Origin of the sequence: Mycobacterium numidiamassiliense (genome assembly GCF_900157365.1) — a bacterium.
GTDB classification, from domain to species: Bacteria; Actinomycetota; Actinomycetes; order Mycobacteriales; family Mycobacteriaceae; genus Mycobacterium; species Mycobacterium numidiamassiliense.
On sequence record NZ_FUEZ01000003.1, the window covers coordinates 47,966 to 70,775 of the forward strand.

Genomic DNA, 22,810 nt, shown 5'->3' on the forward strand with positions numbered 1-22,810 from the left:
CGGCCGGGGCCTGCGGCGATGCAGAAGTCCTGGAAGAATGAGCGATTGTGCCGCGATTTGCCGCCGCGTGTCAGTCAAAGCCCGACACACCGGCGTCGCCACCGCTGTCACAGACGTAACACCAGGCACACTGGTAACTACAGGATCTTTTTAAGATGCCAGGAGGGTATGGCCGTGTACCGAGTCTTTGAGGCGCTGGACGAATTGGGCGCCATTGTCGAGGAAGCCCGCGGTGTGCCCATGACTGCCGGCTGTGTGGTGCCTCGCGGTGACGTGCTGGAACTGATCGACGACATCAAGGATGCGATCCCGGGCGAACTGGATGACGCCCAGGACGTCCTGGATGCGCGCGATTCGATGCTGCATGACGCCAAGACGCACGCCGAATCCATGGTGTCCTCGGCGACGACCGAGTCGGAGTCGATGCTCAACCACTCCCGTGCCGAGGCCGATCGGCTGCTTTCGGACGCGAAGGCACAGGCCGACCGGATGGTGAACGAGGCCCGCCAGCACAGCGAGCGCATGGTCGCCGACGCCCGCGAGGAGTCGATTCGCATCGCGACCGCGGCCAAGCGCGAGTACGAGGCCAGCGTCGGCCGCGCTCAGGCCGAGGCCGACCGGCTGATCGAAAACGGCAACATCGCCTACGAGAAGGCCGTGCAAGAGGGCATCAAGGAGCAGCAGCGCCTGGTGTCGCAGAACGAGGTGGTGCAGGCGGCCAACGCCGAATCCACACGTCTTATCGACACCGCGCACGCCGAGTCGGACCGGTTGCGTGGGGAATGCGACATCTACGTCGACAACAAACTCGCCGAGTTCGAGGAGTTCCTCAACGGCACGCTGCGTTCGGTGGGCCGCGGTCGCCATCAACTCCGGACGGCCGCAGGCACGCACGACTACGCCACGCGCTGACGCTGGGTAGCCGTGCGCTGATCCACGGCGCCGTGGCTTTGGCTGACCGGCGCCGTAATATTTCTTCTATGGCGCGGCAACACAGCAGCACAGCGCAGCACCGCTCGGCCTCCCCGATGTCCATCGACGTCACCCGGCTCGGGCGGCGTCCGGGTTCGATGGTGACCCTGCGCAACACCGTGGCCAGCCCTGCGCGCATCGGACTGGACATGATCGCGATTGCGCAGGGTGCTCCGTTGGATCTCGACCTGCGGGTCGAATCGGTATCGGAAGGCGTGCTGGTCACCGGAACGGTGGCCGGGCCCACCGTGGGTGAATGCGTCCGTTGCCTGGCTCCGGTCGACGGCCACGTTCAGGTGGCGTTGACCGAGCTGTTCGCCTACCCGGACAGCGCAACCGAGGCGACCACCGAGGAAGACGAAGTCGGTCGGGTGGTCGACGACAGGATCGACCTCGAGCAGTCCGTCATCGACGCCGTGGGACTCGAGCTCCCGTTCGCGCCGGTGTGCCGGCCGGATTGCCCCGGACTCTGCCCGCAGTGCGGTGTGGTGCTGGCCGACGAGCCAGGTCATCAGCATGCTGCCATCGATCCGCGGTGGGCGAAGTTGGCTGGCATGCTGCCTGCCGAGCCCGACGAACCCCGGGGTGATCAGTGACGTCACGACAAGCCCTGCTCGACGCTCTCGGTGTCGACCTGCCCGAGGAGCTGCTACAGCTGGCGGTGACCCATCGCAGCTATGCCTACGAGAACGGCGGGCTGCCGACCAACGAGCGTTTGGAGTTTCTCGGTGACGCCGTCCTCGGCCTCACCGTCACCGACGAGCTGTACCACCGCCACCCCGACCGTTCGGAGGGTGACCTGGCCAAACTGCGCGCCAGCGTCGTCAATACGCAGGCGCTGGCCGAAGTCGCGCGCGGCCTGTGTGAAGGCGGCCTCGGGGTTCACCTGCTATTGGGACGAGGCGAGGCGAACACCGGCGGGGCCGACAAGTCGAGCATCCTCGCCGACGGCATGGAATCGCTGCTGGGCGCGATCTACATTGAGCACGGCATCACGGTGTCGCGCGAGGTGATCCTGCGGTTGTTCGGCGGACTGTTGGACGCCGCACCCACGCTGGGGGCCGGGCTGGACTGGAAGACCAGCCTGCAGGAGCTGACCGCCGCGCGCGGCCTGGGTGCGCCGTCCTACGTCGTCACCTCCACCGGTCCCGACCATGACAAGGAATTCACCGCGATCGTGGTCGTGATGCAAACCGAGTACGGCTCGGGTGTGGGGCGCTCCAAGAAGGAGGCCGAGCAGAAGGCGGCCGCCGCGACCTGGAAGACGCTGGAAGCGCGCGAAGTGCTGGACACCGCGGGGAAAACGTCCGTCTAGATGCCCGAACTGCCCGAAGTCGAGGTGGTGCGCCGCGGCTTGCAGGCCCACGTAGTGGGCAAGACGATCACCGCGGTGCGGGTGCACCACCCCCGCGCGGTGCGCCGCCACGAGGCGGGGCCCGCCGACCTCACGGCGCAGCTGCTGGACGCCCGGATCATCGGGACCGACCGGCGCGGTAAGTACCTATGGCTGCTGCTCGACGGGGATGCGGCGCTGGTGGTTCACCTGGGCATGAGCGGGCAGATGCTGCTGGGTGAAGTGCCGCGCGCCGACCACGTTCGCATCTCCGCGCTGCTCGACGACGGAACCGTGCTCAGCTTCGCCGACCAGCGGACGTTCGGAGGATGGATGCTTGCCGACCTCGTCGACGTGGACGGCAGCGTGGTTCCGGAGCCGGTGGCCCATCTCGCGCGTGACCCGCTTGACCCCCGCTACGACGTCGATGCCGTGGTGAAAGTGTTGCGCGGCAAACATTCTGAGATCAAGCGCCAGCTGCTTGATCAGCAGGTGGTGTCGGGCATCGGCAACATCTATGCCGACGAGGCGCTGTGGCGGGCCAAGGTCAACGGCTTTCGTGTCGCGGCCACGCTGAGCCGCCGCCAGCTGACCGCAGTTCTGGACGCCGCCGCCGACGTGATGCGCGATGCCCTGGCCAAGGGCGGGACCTCGTTCGACTCGCTGTATGTGAACGTCAACGGCGAGTCCGGCTACTTCGACCGGTCCCTGGACGCCTACGGCCGCGAGGGTGAAAGCTGCCGGCGGTGTGGCGCGGTGATTCGCCGTGAGAAGTTCATGAACCGCTCGTCGTTCTACTGCCCGAAATGTCAGCCGCGCCCGCGTAGCGCTTAAGACTCGTTAAGAAAGGTGAGGTTATCCTCACTCGGCGCGGTTATCCTTGGCCTGATGAATCTCCCGCGCTCGCGCAGCGACCCAGCGGGTTCGCCGACCGTGCTGGCCCAGCTGGCACCGGGGGAGCGGGCCAGGATCGTGGGCATGATGCCGGAGGCATCGGCGGTGTTGGCGGGGCGGCTTCGGCAGCTGGGTTTTCGGCCTGCGTCCGAGGTCGAGGTCATTCGGCGGGCCCCGTTGGGTGACCCGACCATCTACCGCGTTCAGGACACCGAGCTGTGCCTACGCCGGCGCGAGGCGCGGTTGATCGAGATCGAACCGCGGAGCCACGCGTGACGGCCTGCCACGACGACGGCGGCGGCGCGGTCGCAGTCGCGGGCATGGCGCGCATCGCGCTGGTAGGCAGTCCCAACGCGGGCAAGACGTCGATCTTCAACCACCTGACCGGACTGCGCGCCAAGATTGCCAACTATCCCGGCGTTACCGTCGGGCTCAGCGTCGGCGTCGCCAAGGCCGGCGACGTCGAGGTCGCCGTGCAGGATCTGCCCGGCACCTACAGCCTCGACCCGATCAGCCCGGACGAGCAGGTGGTGGCCGACCTGCTGGCCGGCGAGATCGGCGATGCCGGCGGGCCCGACGCGATCGTATTGGTGGCAGACGCCACCACGCTGCACCGGTCCATCCTGCTGGTGGCCCAGGTGCTGCGGCTCGACCTGCCCTGCCTGCTGGCGCTGAGCATGACCGACGAATTGACCGCACGCGGCGGCGGCATCGACGTCGATGCCCTGTCGACGGCGCTGGGCATCCCGGTTGTCGCGGTGGTCGCCAACCGTGGCGTCGGCATCGACACCATGCGCGGCGAACTTGCCTCCTTCGATCGATGGCAACGGCCCCCGATCCTGCCGCCGTCTGACAACGACGCCGTCGGGGCCTGGGGTCGCTCGGTGCTGGATGCGGCCGGTTATGTTGCGCCACAACCGGATCGGCGCACGCGGGGTATCGACGCGGTGGTGCTGCACCCGCTGTGGGGCACCGCCATCTTCTTCACGGTGATGTTCTGCTTCTTTCAGGTCGTCTTCACCGTCGCGGCGCCGCTGCAGGAATGGGTGGGTCGGGGGCTGGGCTGGCTGGGCGGAGCGGTCAGCGATCACGTCGGCAACTACGTCGTACGCGGCCTGCTCGGCCAGGGGCTGATCGGCGGCGTCGGAACGGTGCTGCAGTTCATCCCGCAGATTGTGTTGCTGTTCTTGCTGATTGCCCTGCTGGAGAACGTCGGCTACATGTCGCGGGCCGCGTTTCTGATGGACCGGGTGATGGCGGCGACGGGATTGGAAGGCCGCGCCTTCGTGGCGATGCTGTCGTCGTTCGCCTGTGCGATTCCGGGGATCATGGCCACCCGGACGTTGCCGTCGTCGCGCGACAGAATCGCCACCATCATCACCGCGCCCTTGATGACCTGCTCGGCCCGGCTTCCGGTGTTCACCCTGCTGGTTGGGCTGCTGGTGTCGCCGCAGACGCGTTGGGGCGGCCTGAGCGCGCAGGGTGTCGCGATGTTCGCGCTGTATCTGGGCGGCGGTACCTCGGCGCTGATCGCCGCGTCGGTGTTCAAGTCGACCATCCTGCGCAGCGACCTGCTGCCGTTCACGATGGAGCTGCCCCCGTACCGCTTCCCGTCGCCGAAAAGCGTGCTCATCACGATGTGGGATTCGGCAAAGGTGTTCTTACGCAAGGCCGGAACCATCATCCTGGGCACATCTTTGGTGCTGTGGGTGTTGCTCAATCTGCCCGCGCGCGCGGCGGAGACCGCGCACATGTCCACGACGGATGCCACGGCCTTCGTGATGGACCACAGCTACGCCGCCGATGTCGGAAAGGCGATCGGGCCCGTGTTCGCACCCCTCGGTTTCGATTGGCACATCAACGTCGCCCTGCTCGGATCGTTTTCGGCGCGCGAAGTTTTCGTGTCCACCCTCGGCCAGGTGTCGGCGGCGACGAGCCCCGACGATCCGCATGAAGCACTGGTCAGCATGGCCGACGACGAGGGTCGTCGGGTGTTCACCGCGCCGACCGTCATCGCGCTGATGGTGTATTTCGTCTTTGCGCTGCAATGCATGTCGACCGTCGCGGTGATGCGCCGGGAAACCAACTCATGGCGGTGGCCGGCGTTCGCGTGGTGCTACATGTTCGTCCTGGCCTGGGCGATGGCGTTCGCCGCCCGGTCAATCGCAGTCGGCTTGGGCGCATGATTCCGATCCACGCCACGGCCACCGCGATTCCCGCGCAGCTGCGCTGGGTGGTTCCAGCCGATCGGCTGCCGCCGCGCGGCACTGTCCGGCGCGCCCCGGGCAGGCTGGGTGCCCTGCTGGACAGCGGGGTGATCGATGAGCTGGTGGTGGGCGCCACCGACATCCTGATCACGATTAGTGCGGCAGGCAGTTGGCGTGAACTGGGCGACGAGATTCGTGCCGCGCTCGGCGAGGCGCTGCTGAATCCGGAAGGCTGGGCCGTCGACGCATCGTCTGCTTCGGCGTTGGAAACTGTTGCCGCAGAACTGCTTGCCGGGCCGGTTGGTGCACTGGCCGCCTCGCACGGCGGGTCGATTGAGCTGGTCTCGGTGGACGGCCCCCACGTGACGGTGCGGATGTCGGGAGCCTGCGATGGATGTCCGGCCGCGACCTCCACGCTGCGCGACGTGTTCGAGCGCGAACTGCGACGGGTCGACCCGTCGGTTGTCGTCTCCTGCCAAAACGATTCGGCGGCAATATCTCTGGGTAAGAAGTTGTTGTCGCTGATAGTTCGGTGAGCACAGGAGCGCAGATGACGGAATTGTGGGTCGAACGCACCGGGACACGCCGCTACAGCGGCTACAGCTCGCGAGGCGCGCAGGTCTTGGTCGGCTCCGAGGATGTCGAAGGCGTGTTCACCCCCGGCGAGTTGATGAAGATCGCGCTGGCCGCATGCAGCGGAATGTCCAGCGATCAGCCGTTGGCCCGCCGGCTCGGGGATGACTACAAAGCGGTGATCAGGGTGTCCGGAGACGCCGACCGCGACCAGGAACGCTATCCGCTGCTGCAGGAGACCCTTGAGCTCGACCTGTCCGGCCTGTCCGAGGAGGAAAAGCAACGGCTGCTGGCGGTCGTCGACCGGGCAATCGACCTGGTCTGCACCGTGGGGCGCACGTTGAAGTCCGGCACCGAGGTCAATTTCGAGGTCGCCTCGGAGGCCAGAAATGTCGGATCCTGACGCCCGGCTGACCGCTTGGGTGCACGGCAACGTCCAGGGCGTGGGATTCCGTTGGTGGACTCGCTGTCGGGCGCTGGAGCTGGGCCTGACGGGCTACGCGGCCAACCAGGACGACGGCCGGGTGCGGGTGGTCGCGCAAGGGCCGCGCCAGGCGGGCGAAAAGCTGCTGCATCTGCTGGAAGGTGGCGCCGCGTGGCCGTCGCGGCCGGGCCGCGTCGACAAGGTCGTCGCCGATTGGTCACCCTCGCAGGAGCGGTTCGAGGGTTTCGTCGAGCGCTGACGGTGAGCCTGGCGAGTCACACCAGCCACATGGGCACCGCCAAGACTCGGCATGATCCAAGTGTGAACGTGATATCGCCCGCGCTATCGCATTTCGACGCGCAACGTCGACCTTCCCGCAGTGACTGATGTGACCACTGTGGCCAATGCGTCGGGCCGGTTACATCCAGGCATATTTCGGACGTTGCGACACCCCGCGGTGCCGTGGGACCGGGCGATTTCAGCGGTAGTCTGGCTCGCCGTGTACCTCAAGAGTCTGACGCTGAAGGGCTTCAAGTCCTTCGCCTCGCCGACGACTCTTCGTTTCGAGCCGGGCATCACCGCGGTCGTCGGCCCCAACGGCTCGGGCAAGTCCAACGTGGTCGATGCCCTGGCGTGGGTGATGGGGGAGCAGGGAGCCAAAACCCTGCGCGGCGGAAAGATGGAAGACGTCATCTTCGCGGGCACGTCGTCGCGAGCCCCCCTGGGGCGGGCCGAGGTCACCGTCACCATCGACAATTCCGACAACGCGCTGCCGATCGAGTACTCCGAGGTGTCGATCACCCGGCGGATGTTCCGCGACGGCGCCAGCGAATACGAAATCAACGGCAGCAGTTGCCGTTTGATGGACGTGCAGGAGCTGCTGAGCGACTCGGGCATCGGCCGCGAGATGCATGTGATCGTCGGGCAGGGCAAGCTCGACGAGATCCTGCAGTCGCGCCCGGAAGATCGCCGCGCGTTCATCGAAGAGGCCGCGGGCGTGCTCAAGCACCGCAAGCGGAAAGAAAAGGCACTCCGCAAACTCGACGCGATGCAAGCGAACCTGGCCCGGCTCACCGACCTGACCACCGAGCTGCGACGCCAACTCAAACCGTTGGGCCGCCAGGCCGAGGTGGCCCGCCGCGCTCAGACGATCCAGGCCGACCTGCGCGACGCCCGATTGCGGTTGGCCGCCGACGACCTGGTCAACCGGCACACCGAGCGGGACGCGATCTTCGAGGCCGAGGCCGCGATGCGGCGCGAGCACGACGAGGCCGCCGCCCGCCTGGCGGTGGCGGCCGAGGAGCTGACCACCCACGAGAGCGCGCTGGCCGAGCTGTCGGTGCGCGCCGAGAGCGTCCAGCACACCTGGTTCGGGTTGTCGGCGCTGGCCGAACGGGTCGGCGCCACCGTGCGCATCGCCGGCGAACGTGCTCAGTACCTCGACATCGAGCCCGTGTCGACCGGCGACACCGATCCCGACGCGCTGGAAGCCGAGGCCGAGCAGGTGGCGGTCGCCGAGCAACAGCTGTTCGCCGAGCTTGCCGAGGCGCGCACCCGGCTGGACGCCGCGCGTGCGGAGTTGGCCAACCGCGAGCGTGCAGCCGCCGAGGCCGACCGCGCGCACATGGCCGCCGTCCGGGCCGAGGCGGACCGGCGGGAAGGCCTGGCCCGGCTGGCCGGTCAGGTCGAGACGATGCGGGCGCGTGTCGAATCGATCGACGACAGCGTTGCGCGGCTGTCCGAGCGCATCGAAGAAGGAGCCGCCCGGGTGGAGCAGACCCGGGCGGAGTTCGAAACCGTGCAGGGCCGCGTCGGCGAGCTGGACCAGGGCGAGGTCGGCCTCGACGAACATCACGAGCGCACCGTCGCGGCGATGCGGCTGGCCGACGCTCGCGTCGCCGAACTGCAGGGCGCCGAGCGAGAAGCCGAGCGCCGGGTGGCGTCGCTGCGGGCCCGCATCGATGCGCTCTCGGTAAGCCTGGAGCGCAAGGACGGCGCGGCATGGCTTACCCAAAATCACAGCGGCCCAGGTCTTTTCGGGACAATCGCCAACCTGGTCAAGGTCCGGCGGGGATATGAGGCGGCGTTGGCGGCGGTACTCGGTTCGGCGGCCGACGCGCTGGCCGCCGAAAGTTTCAGCGCGGCCCGCTCGGCGGTCGCGGCGCTCAAGCAGGCCGACGGCGGCCGCGCCGCGCTGGTGTTGGGCGACTGGCCGGCCGGCCAACCGGCTCCGCTCGACGGGCTGCCCGTCGGTGCGCTGTGGGCGCTCGACCTGGTCGAGGCCCCGCAGCGGCTGCGCGGCGCCATGGTCGCCATGCTGTCCGGCGTTGCGGTGGTCGACGATCTGGGCCAGGCGCTGGACCTGGTGGCGTCGCGCCCGCGGCTGCGCGCGGTCACCCTCGATGGCGACGTGGTGGGCGCCGGCTGGGTCAGCGGCGGATCCGACCGCAAGGTGTCCACGCTGGAGTTGATCTCCGAGATCGACAAGGCGAGCAGCGAGCTGGCCGCCGCGGAGACGCAGGTGGCCGAGTTGACGGCGGCGCTGGCCGGCGCGCTGGCCGAGCAGTCGTCGCGTCAGGACTCGGCCGAGCAGGCGTTGGCCGCGCTCAACGAATCCGACACCACGATCTCGGCGATGTATGAGCAGCTGGGCCGGCTCGGGCAGGAATCCCGGGGCGCCGAGGACGAGTGGACCAGGTTGGTGCGGCAGCGCCAGGAGCTGGAAGCCGGGCGCGCCCAGACCCTCGAAGAGGTCACCGAGCTCGAAACCCGGCTGCGCAACGCGCAGGAGACCGAGCAGGTGGGCGGGGGTGAGCCCAGCCACGCGGAGGTGCGTCAGCGCATCGCCGCGGAGGCCGATGCCGCCCGCGGCGTCGAAGTCGAGGCGCGGCTGTCGGTGCGCACCGCCGAGGAACGGGCCAACGCGGTGCGGGGCCGGGCCGATTCGTTGCGCCGCGCGGCCGCCGCCGAACGCGAGGCGCGGCTGCGTGCCCAGCAGGCGCACGCCGCCCGGCTGCGGGCGGCGGCGGTGGCCGCCGCGGTGGCCGACGCGGGGCGATCGCTTGCGGCGCGGTTGGGCGGCGTCGTGGCGGCGGCGTCGCAGATCCGCGACGAGCTCGCCGCCGAACGTCAGGAGCGGACGGCCGCGATGGCGGGCGTGCGCGGCGAAGTGAACACGCTCAACGCCCGGGTGGCGGCGCTCACCGATTCGCTGCACCGCGACGAGGTGGCCAACGCCCAGGTGGCCATGCGCATCGAGCAGCTCGAGCAGATGGTGCTCGAGCAGTTCGGAATGGCGCCCCCGGACCTGATCGCCGAGTACGGACCGCAGGTGGGGCTGCCGCCCACCGAGCTCGAGATGGCCGAATTCGAGCAGGCCCGCGAGCGCGGCGAGCAGGTGACCATGCCCGCCCCGATGCCGTATGACCGGCCGACCCAGGAACGCCGCGCCAAGCGGGCCGAACGCGAGTTGGCCGAATTGGGCAGGGTCAATCCGCTGGCCCTGGAAGAGTTTGCTGCGCTCGAGGAACGCTACAACTTCCTGTCCACCCAACTCGAGGATGTCAAGGGCGCCCGTCAGGATCTGCTGGGCGTCGTCGCCGAGGTCGACGCTCGCATCCTGCAGGTGTTCGCCGACGCCTTCGCCGATGTGGAGCGCGAATTCCGCGAGGTGTTCACGGTCCTGTTCCCCGGCGGTGAGGGCCGGCTGCGGCTCACCAACCCCGAGGACATGCTGACCACCGGCATCGAGGTGGAGGCCCGCCCGCCGGGCAAGAAGGTCACCCGGTTGTCTTTGCTGTCGGGCGGTGAGAAAGCGCTGACCGCGGTGGCGATGTTGGTGGCGATCTTCCGTGCCCGCCCGTCGCCGTTCTACATCATGGACGAGGTCGAGGCCGCGCTCGACGACACCAACCTGCGCCGCCTGATCAGCCTGTTCGAGCTGCTGCGGGCCCGCTCACAACTCCTGATCATCACGCACCAGAAGCCGACCATGGAGGTCGCCGACGCGCTGTACGGCGTGACCATGCAGGGCGACGGCATCACCGCGGTGATCTCCCAGCGCATGCGCGGCCAGCAGGTCGAGCAGCTCGTCGGCAATCCGTCCTAGCCGTCCTGCGCTTCAACCCCGCGGCTCGGGCCGTTGCTGTGCCCCTGAAAGAATGTCGACGTGTCGCAAGGTCTTTGGATCGCCATCGCCGTCTTAGGCGTTATAGCCGCCCTGGTTCTCATCGCCGCGCTGGTCGTGGGCCTGCGGCGGTACCGCCGCAGGCCCACGACCAGCGCGGCGATGAGAACCAGGGCGGCTATAACGCCTAAGACGGCGATGGCGATCCAAAGACCTTGCGACACGTCGACATTCTTTCAGGGGCACAGCAACGGCCCGAGCCGCGGGGTTGAAGCGCAGGACGGCTAGGACGGATTGCCGACGAGCTGCTCGACCTGCTGGCCGCGCATGCGCTGGGAGATCACCGCGGTGATGCCGTCGCCCTGCATGGTCACGCCGTACAGCGCGTCGGCGACCTCCATGGTCGGCTTCTGGTGCGTGATGATCAGGAGTTGTGAGCGGGCCCGCAGCAGCTCGAACAGGCTGATCAGGCGGCGCAGGTTGGTGTCGTCGAGCGCGGCCTCGACCTCGTCCATGATGTAGAACGGCGACGGGCGGGCACGGAAGATCGCCACCAACATCGCCACCGCGGTCAGCGCTTTCTCACCGCCCGACAGCAAAGACAACCGGGTGACCTTCTTGCCCGGCGGGCGGGCCTCCACCTCGATGCCGGTGGTCAGCATGTCCTCGGGGTTGGTGAGCCGCAGCCGGCCCTCACCGCCGGGGAACAGGACCGTGAACACCTCGCGGAATTCGCGCTCCACATCGGCGAAGGCGTCGGCGAACACCTGCAGGATGCGAGCGTCGACCTCGGCGACGACGCCCAGCAGATCCTGACGGGCGCCCTTGACATCCTCGAGTTGGGTGGACAGGAAGTTGTAGCGTTCCTCGAGCGCAGCAAACTCTTCCAGGGCCAGCGGATTGACCCTGCCCAATTCGGCCAACTCGCGTTCGGCCCGCTTGGCGCGGCGTTCCTGGGTCGGCCGGTCATACGGCATCGGGGCGGGCATGGTCACCTGCTCGCCGCGCTCGCGGGCCTGCTCGAATTCGGCCATCTCGAGCTCGGTGGGCGGCAGCCCCACCTGCGGTCCGTACTCGGCGATCAGGTCCGGGGGCGCCATTCCGAACTGCTCGAGCACCATCTGCTCGAGCTGCTCGATGCGCATGGCCACCTGGGCGTTGGCCACCTCGTCGCGGTGCAGCGAATCGGTGAGCGCCGCCACCCGGGCGTTGAGCGTGTTCACTTCGCCGCGCACGCCCGCCATCGCGGCCGTCCGCTCCTGACGTTCGGCGGCGAGCTCGTCGCGGATCTGCGACGCCGCCGCCACGACGCCGCCCAACCGCGCCGCAAGCGATCGCCCCGCGTCGGCCACCGCGGCGGCCACCGCCGCCGCCCGCAGCCGGGCGGCGTGCGCCTGCTGGGCACGCAGCCGCGCCTCGCGTTCGGCGGCGGCCGCGCGGCGCAACGAATCGGCCCGGCCCCGCACCGCGTTGGCCCGTTCCTCGGCGGTGCGCACCGACAGCCGCGCCTCGACTTCGACGCCGCGGGCGGCATCGGCCTCCGCGGCGATGCGCTGACGCACCTCCGCGTGGCTGGGCTCACCCCCGCCCACCTGCTCGGTCTCCTGCGCGTTGCGCAGCCGGGTTTCGAGCTCGGTGACCTCTTCGAGGGTCTGGGCGCGCCCGGCTTCCAGCTCCTGGCGCTGCCGCACCAACCTGGTCCACTCGTCCTCGGCGCCCCGGGATTCCTGCCCGAGCCGGCCCAGCTGCTCATACATCGCCGAGATCGTGGTGTCGGATTCGTTGAGCGCGGCCAACGCCTGCTCGGCCGAGTCCTGACGCGACGACTGCTCGGCCAGCGCGCCGGCCAGCGCCGCCGTCAACTCGGCCACCTGCGTCTCCGCGGCGGCCAGCTCGCTGCTCGCCTTGTCGATCTCGGAGATCAACTCCAGCGTGGACACCTTGCGGTCGGATCCGCCGCTGACCCAGCCGGCGCCCACCACGTCGCCATCGAGGGTGACCGCGCGCAGCCGCGGGCGCGACGCCACCAGGTCCAGCGCCTGGCCCAGATCGTCGACCACCGCAACGCCGGACAGCATGGCGACCATGGCGCCGCGCAGCCGCTGCGGGGCCTCGACCAGGTCGAGCGCCCACAGCGCACCGACGGGCAGCCCGTCGAGCGGAGCCGGTTGGCCGGCCGGCCAGTCGCCCAACACCAGCGCGGCGCGGCCGCCGTCGGCCTGCTTGAGCGCCGCGACCGCCGAGCGGGCCGCGCTGAAACTTTCGGCGGCCAGCGCGTCGGCCGCCGAACCGAGTACCGCCGCCAACGCCGCCTCATATCCCCGCCGGACCTTGACCAGGTTGGCGATTGTCCCGAAAAGACCTGGGCCGCTGTGATTTTGGGTAAGCCATGCCGCGCCGTCCTTGCGCTCCAGGCTTACCGAGAGCGCATCGATGCGGGCCCGCAGCGACGCCACCCGGCGCTCGGCTTCTCGCTCGGCGCCCTGCAGTTCGGCGACGCGAGCGTCGGCCAGCCGCATCGCCGCGACGGTGCGCTCGTGATGTTCGTCGAGGCCGACCTCGCCCTGGTCCAGCTCGCCGACGCGGCCCTGCACGGTTTCGAACTCCGCCCGGGTCTGCTCCACCCGGGCGGCTCCTTCTTCGATGCGCTCGGACAGCCGCGCAACGCTGTCGTCGATCGATTCGACACGCGCCCGCATCGTCTCGACCTGACCGGCCAGCCGGGCCAGGCCTTCCCGCCGGTCCGCCTCGGCCCGGACGGCGGCCATGTGCGCGCGGTCGGCCTCGGCGGCTGCACGCTCGCGGTTGGCCAACTCCGCACGCGCGGCGTCCAGCCGGGTGCGCGCCTCGGCAAGCTCGGCGAACAGCTGTTGCTCGGCGACCGCCACCTGCTCGGCCTCGGCTTCCAGCGCGTCGGGATCGGTGTCGCCGGTCGACACGGGCTCGATGTCGAGGTACTGAGCACGTTCGCCGGCGATGCGCACGGTGGCGCCGACCCGTTCGGCCAGCGCCGACAACCCGAACCAGGTGTGCTGGACGCTCTCGGCGCGCACCGACAGCTCGGCCAGCGCGCTCTCGTGGGTGGTCAGCTCCTCGGCCGCCACCGCCAGGCGGGCGGCGGCCTCGTCGTGCTCGCGCCGCATCGCGGCCTCGGCCTCGAAGATCGCGTCCCGCTCGGTGTGCCGGTTGACCAGGTCGTCGGCGGCCAACCGCAATCGGGCGTCGCGCAGGTCGGCCTGGATCGTCTGAGCGCGGCGGGCCACCTCGGCCTGGCGGCCCAACGGTTTGAGTTGGCGTCGCAGCTCGGTGGTCAGGTCGGTGAGCCGGGCCAGGTTCGCTTGCATCGCGTCGAGTTTGCGGAGTGCCTTTTCTTTCCGCTTGCGGTGCTTGAGCACGCCCGCGGCCTCTTCGATGAACGCGCGGCGATCTTCCGGGCGCGACTGCAGGATCTCGTCGAGCTTGCCCTGCCCGACGATCACATGCATCTCGCGGCCGATGCCCGAGTCGCTCAGCAGCTCCTGCACGTCCATCAAACGGCAACTGCTGCCGTTGATTTCGTATTCGCTGGCGCCGTCGCGGAACATCCGCCGGGTGATCGACACCTCGGAGTACTCGATCGGCAGCGCGTTGTCGGAATTGTCGATGGTGACGGTGACCTCGGCCCGCCCCAGGGGGGCTCGCGACGACGTGCCCGCGAAGATGACGTCTTCCATCTTTCCGCCGCGCAGGGTTTTGGCTCCCTGCTCCCCCATCACCCACGCCAGGGCATCGACCACGTTGGACTTGCCCGAGCCGTTGGGGCCGACGACCGCGGTGATGCCCGGCTCGAAACGAAGAGTCGTCGGCGAGGCGAAGGACTTGAAGCCCTTCAGCGTCAGACTCTTGAGGTACACGGCGAGCCAGACTACCGCTGAAATCGCCCGGTCCCACGGCACCGCGGGGTGTCGCAACGTCCGAAATATGCCTGGATGTAACCGGCCCGACGCATTGGCCACAGTGGTCACATCAGTCACTGCGGGAAGGTCGACGTTGCGCGTCGAAATGCGATAGCGCGGGCGATATCACGTTCACACTTGGATCATGCCGAGTCTTGGCGGTGCCCATGTGGCTGGTGTGACTCGCCAGGCTCACCGTCAGCGCTCGACGAAACCCTCGAACCGCTCCTGCGAGGGTGACCAATCGGCGACGACCTTGTCGACGCGGCCCGGCCGCGACGGCCACGCGGCGCCACCTTCCAGCAGATGCAGCAGCTTTTCGCCCGCCTGGCGCGGCCCTTGCGCGACCACCCGCACCCGGCCGTCGTCCTGGTTGGCCGCGTAGCCCGTCAGGCCCAGCTCCAGCGCCCGACAGCGAGTCCACCAACGGAATCCCACGCCCTGGACGTTGCCGTGCACCCAAGCGGTCAGCCGGGCGTCAGGATCCGACATTTCTGGCCTCCGAGGCGACCTCGAAATTGACCTCGGTGCCGGACTTCAACGTGCGCCCCACGGTGCAGACCAGGTCGATTGCCCGGTCGACGACCGCCAGCAGCCGTTGCTTTTCCTCCTCGGACAGGCCGGACAGGTCGAGCTCAAGGGTCTCCTGCAGCAGCGGATAGCGTTCCTGGTCGCGGTCGGCGTCTCCGGACACCCTGATCACCGCTTTGTAGTCATCCCCGAGCCGGCGGGCCAACGGCTGATCGCTGGACATTCCGCTGCATGCGGCCAGCGCGATCTTCATCAACTCGCCGGGGGTGAACACGCCTTCGACATCCTCGGAGCCGACCAAGACCTGCGCGCCTCGCGAGCTGTAGCCGCTGTAGCGGCGTGTCCCGGTGCGTTCGACCCACAATTCCGTCATCTGCGCTCCTGTGCTCACCGAACTATCAGCGACAACAACTTCTTACCCAGAGATATTGCCGCCGAATCGTTTTGGCAGGAGACGACAACCGACGGGTCGACCCGTCGCAGTTCGCGCTCGAACACGTCGCGCAGCGTGGAGGTCGCGGCCGGACATCCATCGCAGGCTCCCGACATCCGCACCGTCACGTGGGGGCCGTCCACCGAGACCAGCTCAATCGACCCGCCGTGCGAGGCGGCCAGTGCACCAACCGGCCCGGCAAGCAGTTCTGCGGCAACAGTTTCCAACGCCGAAGCAGACGATGCGTCGACGGCCCAGCCTTCCGGATTCAGCAGCGCCTCGCCGAGCGCGGCACGAATCTCGTCGCCCAGTTCACGCCAACTGCCTGCCGCACTAATCGTGATCAGGATGTCGGTGGCGCCCACCACCAGCTCATCGATCACCCCGCTGTCCAGCAGGGCACCCAGCCTGCCCGGGGCGCGCCGGACAGTGCCGCGCGGCGGCAGCCGATCGGCTGGAACCACCCAGCGCAGCTGCGCGGGAATCGCGGTGGCCGTGGCGTGGATCGGAATCATGCGCCCAAGCCGACTGCGATTGACCGGGCGGCGAACGCCATCGCCCAGGCCAGGACGAACATGTAGCACCACGCGAACGCCGGCCACCGCCATGAGTTGGTTTCCCGGCGCATCACCGCGACGGTCGACATGCATTGCAGCGCAAAGACGAAATACACCATCAGCGCGATGACGGTCGGCGCGGTGAACACCCGACGACCCTCGTCGTCGGCCATGCTGACCAGTGCTTCATGCGGATCGTCGGGGCTCGTCGCCGCCGACACCTGGCCGAGGGTGGACACGAAAACTTCGCGCGCCGAAAACGATCCGAGCAGGGCGACGTTGATGTGCCAATCGAAACCGAGGGGTGCGAACACGGGCCCGATCGCCTTTCCGACATCGGCGGCGTAGCTGTGGTCCATCACGAAGGCCGTGGCATCCGTCGTGGACATGTGCGCGGTCTCCGCCGCGCGCGCGGGCAGATTGAGCAACACCCACAGCACCAAAGATGTGCCCAGGATGATGGTTCCGGCCTTGCGTAAGAACACCTTTGCCGAATCCCACATCGTGATGAGCACGCTTTTCGGCGACGGGAAGCGGTACGGGGGCAGCTCCATCGTGAACGGCAGCAGGTCGCTGCGCAGGATGGTCGACTTGAACACCGACGCGGCGATCAGCGCCGAGGTACCGCCGCCCAGATACAGCGCGAACATCGCGACACCCTGCGCGCTCAGGCCGCCCCAACGCGTCTGCGGCGACACCAGCAGCCCAACCAGCAGGGTGAACACCGGAAGCCGGGCCGAGCAGGTCATCAAGGGCGCGGTGATGATGGTGGCGATTCTGTCGCGCGACGACGGCAACGTCCGGGTGGCCATGATCCCCGGAATCGCACAGGCGAACGACGACAGCATCGCCACGAAGGCGCGGCCTTCCAATCCCGTCGCCGCCATCACCCGGTCCATCAGAAACGCGGCCCGCGACATGTAGCCGACGTTCTCCAGCAGGGCAATCAGCAAGAACAGCAACACAATCTGCGGGATGAACTGCAGCACCGTTCCGACGCCGCCGATCAGCCCCTGGCCGAGCAGGCCGCGTACGACGTAGTTGCCGACGTGATCGCTGACCGCTCCGCCCAGCCAGCCCAGCCCCCGACCCACCCATTCCTGCAGCGGCGCCGCGACGGTGAAGACGACCTGAAAGAAGCAGAACATCACCGTGAAGAAGATGGCGGTGCCCCACAGCGGGTGCAGCACCACCGCGTCGATACCCCGCGTGCGCCGATCCGGTTGTGGCGCAACATAACCGGCCGCATCCAGCACCGAGCGACCCCAGGCCCCGACGGCGTCGTTGTCAGACGGCGGCAGGATCGGGGGCCGTTGCCATCGATCGAAGGAGGCAAGTTCGCCGCGCATGGTGTCGATGCCGACGCCACGGTTGGCGACCACCGCGACAACCGGGATGCCCAGCGCCGTCGACAGGGCATCGACGTCGATGCCGCCGCCGCGTGCGGTCAATTCGTCGGTCATGCTCAGCGCCAGCAGGCAGGGCAGGTCGAGCCGCAGCACCTGGGCCACCAGCAGGATGGACCGGTGCAGCGTGGTGGCGTCTGCCACCAATACGATCGCGTCGGGCCCGCCGGCATCGCCGATCTCGCCGGCCAGCAGGTCGGCCACCACCTGCTCGTCCGGGCTGATCGGGTCGAGGCTGTAGGTGCCGGGCAGATCCTGCACGGCGACCTCGACGTCGCCGGCCTTGGCGACGCCGACGCTGAGCCCGACGGTAACGCCGGGATAGTTGGCAATCTTGGCGCGCAGTCCGGTCAGGTGGTTGAAGATCGACGTCTTGCCCGCGTTGGGACTGCCTACCAGCGCGATGCGCGCCATGCCCGCGACTGCGACCGCGCCGCCGCCGTCGTCGTGGCAGGCCGTCACGCGTGGCTCCGCGGTTCGATCTCGATCAACCGCGCCTCGCGCCGGCGTAGGCACAGCTCGGTGTCCTGAACGCGGTAGATGGTCGGGTCACCCAACGGGGCCCGCCGAATGACCTCGACCTCGGACGCAGGCCGAAAACCCAGCTGCCGAAGCCGCCCCGCCAACACCGCCGATGCCTCCGGCATCATGCCCACGATCCTGGCCCGCTCCCCCGGTGCCAGCTGGGCCAGCACGGTCGGCGAACCCGCTGGGTCGCTGCGCGAGCGCGGGAGATTCATCAGGCCAAGGATAACCGCGCCGAGTGAGGATAACCTCACCTTTCTTAACGAGTCTTAAGCGCTACGCGGGCGCGGCTGACATTTCGGGCAGTAGAACGACGAGCGGTTCATGAACTTCTCACGGCGAATCACCGCGCCACACCGCCGGCAGCTTTCACCCTCGCGGCCGTAGGCGTCCAGGGACCGGTCGAAGTAGCCGGACTCGCCGTTGACGTTCACATACAGCGAGTCGAACGAGGTCCCGCCCTTGGCCAGGGCATCGCGCATCACGTCGGCGGCGGCGTCCAGAACTGCGGTCAGCTGGCGGCGGCTCAGCGTGGCCGCGACACGAAAGCCGTTGACCTTGGCCCGCCACAGCGCCTCGTCGGCATAGATGTTGCCGATGCCCGACACCACCTGCTGATCAAGCAGCTGGCGCTTGATCTCAGAATGTTTGCCGCGCAACACTTTCACCACGGCATCGACGTCGTAGCGGGGGTCAAGCGGGTCACGCGCGAGATGGGCCACCGGCTCCGGAACCACGCTGCCGTCCACGTCGACGAGGTCGGCAAGCATCCATCCTCCGAACGTCCGCTGGTCGGCGAAGCTGAGCACGGTTCCGTCGTCGAGCAGCGCGGAGATGCGAACGTGGTCGGCGCGCGGCACTTCACCCAGCAGCATCTGCCCGCTCATGCCCAGGTGAACCACCAGCGCCGCATCCCCGTCGAGCAGCAGCCATAGGTACTTACCGCGCCGGTCGGTCCCGATGATCCGGGCGTCCAGCAGCTGCGCCGTGAGGTCGGCGGGCCCCGCCTCGTGGCGGCGCACCGCGCGGGGGTGGTGCACCCGCACCGCGGTGATCGTCTTGCCCACTACGTGGGCCTGCAAGCCGCGGCGCACCACCTCGACTTCGGGCAGTTCGGGCATCTAGACGGACGTTTTCCCCGCGGTGTCCAGCACTTCGCGCGCTTCCAGCGTCTTCCAGGTCGCGGCGGCCGCCTTCTGCTCGGCCTCCTTCTTGGAGCGCCCCACACCCGAGCCGTACTCGGTTTGCATCACGACCACGATCGCGGTGAATTCCTTGTCATGGTCGGGACCGGTGGAGGTGACGACGCAGGACGGCGCACCCAGGCCGCGCGCGGCGGCCAGCGCCTGCAGGCCGGTCTTCCCGTCCAGCCCGGCCCCCAGCGAGGGTGAGGCGTCCAACAGGCCGCCGAACAACCGCAGGATCACCTCGCGCGACCCCGCGATGCCGCGCTCAATTGAGACCGCGCCCAGCAGCGATTCCATGCCGTCGGCGAGGATGCTCGACTTGTCGGCCCCGCCGGTGTTCGCCTCGCCTCGTCCCAATAGCAGGTGAACCCCGAGGCCGCCTTCACACAGGCCGCGCGCGACTTCGGCCAGCGCCTGCGTATTGACGACGCTGGCGCGCAGTTTGGCCAGGTCACCCTCCGAACGGTCGGGGTGGCGGTGGTACAGCTCGTCGGTGACGGTGAGGCCGAGGACGGCGTCACCGAGAAACTCCAAACGCTCGTTGGTCGGCAGCCCGCCGTTCTCGTAGGCATAGCTGCGATGGGTCACCGCCAGCTGTAGCAGCTCCTCGGGCAGGTCGACACCGAGAGCGTCGAGCAGGGCTTGTCGTGACGTCACTGATCACCCCGGGGTTCGTCGGGCTCGGCAGGCAGCATGCCAGCCAACTTCGCCCACCGCGGATCGATGGCAGCATGCTGATGACCTGGCTCGTCGGCCAGCACCACACCGCACTGCGGGCAGAGTCCGGGGCAATCCGGCCGGCACACCGGCGCGAACGGGAGCTCGAGTCCCACGGCGTCGATGACGGACTGCTCGAGGTCGATCCTGTCGTCGACCACCCGACCGACTTCGTCTTCCTCGGTGGTCGCCTCGGTTGCGCTGTCCGGGTAGGCGAACAGCTCGGTCAACGCCACCTGAACGTGGCCGTCGACCGGAGCCAGGCAACGGACGCATTCACCCACGGTGGGCCCGGCCACCGTTCCGGTGACCAGCACGCCTTCCGATACCGATTCGACCCGCAGGTCGAGATCCAACGGAGCACCCTGCGCGATCGCGATCATGTCCAGTCCGATGCGCGCAGGGCTGGCCACGGTGTTGCGCAGGGTCACCATCGAACCCGGACGCCGCCCGAGCCGGGTGACGTCGATGGACATCGGGGAGGCCGAGCGGTGCTGCGCTGTGCTGCTGTGTTGCCGCGCCATAGAAGAAATATTACGGCGCCGGTCAGCCAAAGCCACGGCGCCGTGGATCAGCGCACGGCTACCCAGCGTCAGCGCGTGGCGTAGTCGTGCGTGCCTGCGGCCGTCCGGAGTTGATGGCGACCGCGGCCCACCGAACGCAGCGTGCCGTTGAGGAACTCCTCGAACTCGGCGAGTTTGTTGTCGACGTAGATGTCGCATTCCCCACGCAACCGGTCCGACTCGGCGTGCGCGGTGTCGATAAGACGTGTGGATTCGGCGTTGGCCGCCTGCACCACCTCGTTCTGCGACACCAGGCGCTGCTGCTCCTTGATGCCCTCTTGCACGGCCTTCTCGTAGGCGATGTTGCCGTTTTCGATCAGCCGGTCGGCCTCGGCCTGAGCGCGGCCGACGCTGGCCTCGTACTCGCGCTTGGCCGCGGTCGCGATGCGAATCGACTCCTCGCGGGCGTCGGCGACCATGCGCTCGCTGTGCTGGCGGGCCTCGTTCACCATCCGGTCGGCCTGTGCCTTCGCGTCCGAAAGCAGCCGATCGGCCTCGGCACGGGAGTGGTTGAGCATCGACTCCGACTCGGTCGTCGCCGAGGACACCATGGATTCGGCGTGCGTCTTGGCGTCATGCAGCATCGAATCGCGCGCATCCAGGACGTCCTGGGCGTCATCCAGTTCGCCCGGGATCGCATCCTTGATGTCGTCGATCAGTTCCAGCACGTCACCGCGAGGCACCACACAGCCGGCAGTCATGGGCACACCGCGGGCTTCCTCGACAATGGCGCCCAATTCGTCCAGCGCCTCAAAGACTCGGTACACGGCCATACCCTCCTGGCATCTTAAAAAGATCCTGTAGTTACCAGTGTGCCTGGTGTTACGTCTGTGACAGCGGTGGCGACGCCGGTGTGTCGGGCTTTGACTGACACGCGGCGGCAAATCGCGGCACAATCGCTCATTCTTCCAGGACTTCTGCATCGCCGCAGGCCCCGGCCGGTCAGACCGCGAGCCGATGCCGCCACCCGTGGCATCCCCGTGGCATCGGCCGATCGAGCCAACCCATCGCGATACCCTGAGCCGGTGAACGCGACTATCGACAGAGATAACCGCAACGCAAGTCCGCCGACGCTCTATATATTTCCGCACGCCGGTGGGGCCGCGACCTTTTATGTCCCCTTTGCCAAGGCGTTCTCCACGGATATCAAGCGGATTGCCGTGCAATACCCCGGCCGTCGCGATCGCGGTCTGACAGAGCTCGACAGCATTCCCGAGCTGGCCGAAGAAATCTTTGCCATGATGGCACCCTCAGCCAAAGCCGGAGGTCAGGTGGCGTTTTTCGGTCACAGCATGGGCGGGTTGGTGGCCTTCGAAGTGGCGCTGAGATTCCAATCGGCCGGATTTCCCATTGCCGCGCTTTTCGTATCGTCCTGCGCGGCGCCGGGTCATATCCGATACAAGGAATTGCAAGGATCGGACAACGACATATTGAACTTGGTCGCCCAGGTCACTGACACGAATCCCGAGCATCTGGCAAATGACGCATTCGCCCAGAGCATCCTGCCCACCTTGCAAAGCGTGCGGGCGATTGCGGGTTACGACCGCCCACCCGAAGTGACGGTGGGATGCCCGATCCACGGGTACGTCGGGGACAACGACATCATCGTCGCCGAAGAGAACATGCTGGCCTGGTCCGACCGCACCACCGAAGAGTTCTCCATCCGGGTGTTCCCGGGGGACCATTTCTACCTCAACAGCAATTTGCCAGAACTGGTGAAGGAAATCGAGGAAACGACCCTCGATCGATGCCGCGGAAGTTAGCTGACCGGACGCGCATCGGATGATCCGATTTTCCGCGGCGGCGTCCGGTCCCCGGTGATCCCCTGCCCGCAGGGCGGCATGCGGCGCCCCCGGCGAGACCGCTTCCCGACGGGTGTCGACCGTCCGCGCGAAAATGGTGCGCTGGTCCCAGAACGGTCGGGCTTCGCCCTCCGCCCAGCTAGTTTCACTCTGCTATCACCCGCCAGCACCGCACCACTAGCACCAAATATCACTTTTGTCCCCCAGGCCGTTGACCTGCAGTGATGCGCGGCGTGGGTCCCAGCAGCCGACATATGCCACGACTCCACGAGTTGGATGGCTTACAAATTCTGTGGATTTCGTAAATACCCTCACGTGCCCGCCGAAGATTGCATACGTTGCTTTTTAGAGACGGGTGGTCGGGGTGGCAATCGTCGCGGCTCACGGCCATCCGGCTCTTGTGCGCCGACGTTTCCAACTAGCAGCTGCCTTGTGCCGGGGGGCTCCGACAGGGCCTGCTAAAGCCGCTCGTGGGGCGGCAACTAGGCGCGCGCACATAGCGCCGACCGCCAAACGGGAAGGTAAAGCATTGCGGGTGAGCCCCTCTACTGTTCCCTGTTTGCTAAAGCAGCCTGCAGACCACCGCTTCGAGGCGGTGGCATTCGCGTGGATGCACCTTGACCAA

At 67.9% G+C, this 22,810-nt stretch carries 21 protein-coding genes; 11 read left to right on the top strand and 10 right to left on the bottom strand.

Translation table 11 applies throughout. The annotated features are described in order from the left end of the window. Positions 1-174: 174 nt before the first annotated feature. The 10 genes from sepIVA (MNAB215_RS00100) (at position 175) to smc (MNAB215_RS00145) (ending at position 10,511) form a co-directional block, all read left to right on the top strand. Positions 175-912, top strand: coding sequence for a cell division protein SepIVA (gene sepIVA, locus MNAB215_RS00100; RefSeq protein WP_077078288.1), 738 nt, complete (start codon positions 175-177; stop codon positions 910-912). A 68-nt stretch (positions 913-980) separates the two neighbouring features. Next, complete coding sequence (locus MNAB215_RS00105; RefSeq protein ID WP_425436383.1) at positions 981-1,568, top strand: YceD family protein; 588 nt, start codon at positions 981-983, stop codon at positions 1,566-1,568. Beyond that, positions 1,565-2,287 (top strand): ribonuclease III, encoded by a 723-nt coding sequence (gene rnc, locus MNAB215_RS00110; protein WP_077076939.1) that lies wholly within the window; start codon positions 1,565-1,567, stop codon positions 2,285-2,287. The genes MNAB215_RS00105 and rnc (MNAB215_RS00110) overlap by 4 nt, the downstream gene beginning before the upstream one ends. After that, complete coding sequence (mutM, locus tag MNAB215_RS00115) at positions 2,288-3,139, top strand: DNA-formamidopyrimidine glycosylase (RefSeq protein ID WP_077076940.1); 852 nt, start codon at positions 2,288-2,290, stop codon at positions 3,137-3,139. Positions 3,140-3,193: 54 nt separating this feature from the next. Then, entirely contained in the window at positions 3,194-3,475 is a 282-nt protein-coding gene (locus MNAB215_RS00120) for a FeoA family protein (protein ID WP_108637501.1), read from the top strand. 44 nt (positions 3,476-3,519) lie between these two features. Further along, positions 3,520-5,385, top strand: coding sequence for a ferrous iron transporter B (feoB, locus tag MNAB215_RS00125; protein ID WP_077078290.1), 1,866 nt, complete (start codon positions 3,520-3,522; stop codon positions 5,383-5,385). Then, positions 5,382-5,942 carry a NifU family protein gene (locus MNAB215_RS00130; protein WP_077076941.1) on the top strand — a complete coding sequence of 187 codons (561 nt, stop codon included), beginning with the start codon at positions 5,382-5,384 and terminating at the stop codon, positions 5,940-5,942. Before feoB (MNAB215_RS00125) ends, MNAB215_RS00130 begins: the two co-directional genes overlap by 4 nt. Positions 5,943-5,956: 14 nt before the next feature. Beyond that, positions 5,957-6,382, top strand: a complete 426-nt coding sequence (locus MNAB215_RS00135) for an OsmC family protein (RefSeq protein WP_077076942.1) — start codon at positions 5,957-5,959, stop codon at positions 6,380-6,382. After that, positions 6,369-6,662, top strand: a complete 294-nt coding sequence (locus MNAB215_RS00140) for an acylphosphatase (protein ID WP_077076943.1) — start codon at positions 6,369-6,371, stop codon at positions 6,660-6,662. Before MNAB215_RS00135 ends, MNAB215_RS00140 begins: the two co-directional genes overlap by 14 nt. A 240-nt stretch (positions 6,663-6,902) precedes the next feature. Further along, the gene (gene smc / locus MNAB215_RS00145) at positions 6,903-10,511 is read left to right on the top strand and encodes a chromosome segregation protein SMC (protein ID WP_077078292.1); all 3,609 of its coding nucleotides are present in this window, start codon (positions 6,903-6,905) and stop codon (positions 10,509-10,511) included. A gap of 302 nt (positions 10,512-10,813) precedes the next feature. Here smc (MNAB215_RS00145) and smc (MNAB215_RS00155) read toward each other — a convergent pair whose 3' ends face one another. The 10 genes from smc (MNAB215_RS00155) to sepIVA (MNAB215_RS00200) form a co-directional block, all read right to left on the bottom strand. Next, positions 10,814-14,422: a chromosome segregation protein SMC gene (gene smc, locus MNAB215_RS00155; RefSeq protein WP_077078292.1), complete on the bottom strand. Its 3,609-nt coding sequence runs from the start codon at positions 14,420-14,422 to the stop codon at positions 10,814-10,816. A 240-nt stretch (positions 14,423-14,662) separates the two neighbouring features. Beyond that, positions 14,663-14,956 carry an acylphosphatase gene (locus MNAB215_RS00160; RefSeq protein ID WP_077076943.1) on the bottom strand — a complete coding sequence of 98 codons (294 nt, stop codon included), beginning with the start codon at positions 14,954-14,956 and terminating at the stop codon, positions 14,663-14,665. Beyond that, positions 14,943-15,368 carry an OsmC family protein gene (locus MNAB215_RS00165; RefSeq protein ID WP_077076942.1) on the bottom strand — a complete coding sequence of 142 codons (426 nt, stop codon included), beginning with the start codon at positions 15,366-15,368 and terminating at the stop codon, positions 14,943-14,945. Before MNAB215_RS00165 ends, MNAB215_RS00160 begins: the two co-directional genes overlap by 14 nt. A 14-nt stretch (positions 15,369-15,382) precedes the next feature. Then, positions 15,383-15,943, bottom strand: coding sequence for a NifU family protein (locus MNAB215_RS00170; protein ID WP_077076941.1), 561 nt, complete (start codon positions 15,941-15,943; stop codon positions 15,383-15,385). Then, positions 15,940-17,805 carry a ferrous iron transporter B gene (gene feoB / locus MNAB215_RS00175; protein WP_077078290.1) on the bottom strand — a complete coding sequence of 622 codons (1,866 nt, stop codon included), beginning with the start codon at positions 17,803-17,805 and terminating at the stop codon, positions 15,940-15,942. The genes MNAB215_RS00170 and feoB (MNAB215_RS00175) overlap by 4 nt, the downstream gene beginning before the upstream one ends. Before the next feature lie 44 nt (positions 17,806-17,849). After that, entirely contained in the window at positions 17,850-18,131 is a 282-nt protein-coding gene (locus MNAB215_RS00180; protein WP_108637501.1) for a FeoA family protein, read from the bottom strand. A gap of 54 nt (positions 18,132-18,185) precedes the next feature. Then, on the bottom strand, positions 18,186-19,037 hold the full coding sequence (gene mutM / locus MNAB215_RS00185; RefSeq protein WP_077076940.1) for a DNA-formamidopyrimidine glycosylase: 852 nt from the start codon (positions 19,035-19,037) through the stop codon (positions 18,186-18,188). After that, positions 19,038-19,760 (bottom strand): ribonuclease III, encoded by a 723-nt coding sequence (gene rnc / locus MNAB215_RS00190; RefSeq protein ID WP_077076945.1) that lies wholly within the window; start codon positions 19,758-19,760, stop codon positions 19,038-19,040. It lies immediately after the preceding gene. Then, positions 19,757-20,344, bottom strand: coding sequence for a YceD family protein (locus tag MNAB215_RS00195; RefSeq protein ID WP_425436383.1), 588 nt, complete (start codon positions 20,342-20,344; stop codon positions 19,757-19,759). The genes rnc (MNAB215_RS00190) and MNAB215_RS00195 overlap by 4 nt, the downstream gene beginning before the upstream one ends. A 68-nt stretch (positions 20,345-20,412) precedes the next feature. Beyond that, positions 20,413-21,150: a cell division protein SepIVA gene (gene sepIVA / locus MNAB215_RS00200; protein WP_077078288.1), complete on the bottom strand. Its 738-nt coding sequence runs from the start codon at positions 21,148-21,150 to the stop codon at positions 20,413-20,415. Between the two features lie 258 nt (positions 21,151-21,408). Here sepIVA (MNAB215_RS00200) and MNAB215_RS00205 point away from each other — a divergent pair, with 258 nt between their 5' ends. Further along, on the top strand, positions 21,409-22,146 hold the full coding sequence (locus tag MNAB215_RS00205; protein WP_077076938.1) for a thioesterase II family protein: 738 nt from the start codon (positions 21,409-21,411) through the stop codon (positions 22,144-22,146). Positions 22,147-22,810: the final 664 nt, after the last annotated feature.

What these genes read in the sequence shown, in the direction of transcription:
- MNAB215_RS00105 (WP_425436383.1), top strand. Translation starts at nt 981, where the DNA reads ATGGCGCGGCAACACAGCAGCACAGCGCAGCACCGCTCGGCCTCCCCG.
- mutM (WP_077076940.1), top strand. Translation starts at nt 2,288, where the DNA reads ATGCCCGAACTGCCCGAAGTCGAGGTGGTGCGCCGCGGCTTGCAGGCC.
- MNAB215_RS00120 (WP_108637501.1), top strand. Translation starts at nt 3,194, where the DNA reads ATGAATCTCCCGCGCTCGCGCAGCGACCCAGCGGGTTCGCCGACCGTG.
- feoB (WP_077078290.1), top strand. Translation starts at nt 3,520, where the DNA reads ATGGCGCGCATCGCGCTGGTAGGCAGTCCCAACGCGGGCAAGACGTCG.
- MNAB215_RS00130 (WP_077076941.1), top strand. Translation starts at nt 5,382, where the DNA reads ATGATTCCGATCCACGCCACGGCCACCGCGATTCCCGCGCAGCTGCGC.
- MNAB215_RS00135 (WP_077076942.1), top strand. Translation starts at nt 5,957, where the DNA reads ATGACGGAATTGTGGGTCGAACGCACCGGGACACGCCGCTACAGCGGC.
- MNAB215_RS00140 (WP_077076943.1), top strand. Translation starts at nt 6,369, where the DNA reads ATGTCGGATCCTGACGCCCGGCTGACCGCTTGGGTGCACGGCAACGTC.
- MNAB215_RS00160 (WP_077076943.1), bottom strand. Translation starts at nt 14,956, where the DNA reads ATGTCGGATCCTGACGCCCGGCTGACCGCTTGGGTGCACGGCAACGTC.
- MNAB215_RS00165 (WP_077076942.1), bottom strand. Translation starts at nt 15,368, where the DNA reads ATGACGGAATTGTGGGTCGAACGCACCGGGACACGCCGCTACAGCGGC.
- MNAB215_RS00170 (WP_077076941.1), bottom strand. Translation starts at nt 15,943, where the DNA reads ATGATTCCGATCCACGCCACGGCCACCGCGATTCCCGCGCAGCTGCGC.
- feoB (WP_077078290.1), bottom strand. Translation starts at nt 17,805, where the DNA reads ATGGCGCGCATCGCGCTGGTAGGCAGTCCCAACGCGGGCAAGACGTCG.
- MNAB215_RS00180 (WP_108637501.1), bottom strand. Translation starts at nt 18,131, where the DNA reads ATGAATCTCCCGCGCTCGCGCAGCGACCCAGCGGGTTCGCCGACCGTG.
- mutM (WP_077076940.1), bottom strand. Translation starts at nt 19,037, where the DNA reads ATGCCCGAACTGCCCGAAGTCGAGGTGGTGCGCCGCGGCTTGCAGGCC.
- MNAB215_RS00195 (WP_425436383.1), bottom strand. Translation starts at nt 20,344, where the DNA reads ATGGCGCGGCAACACAGCAGCACAGCGCAGCACCGCTCGGCCTCCCCG.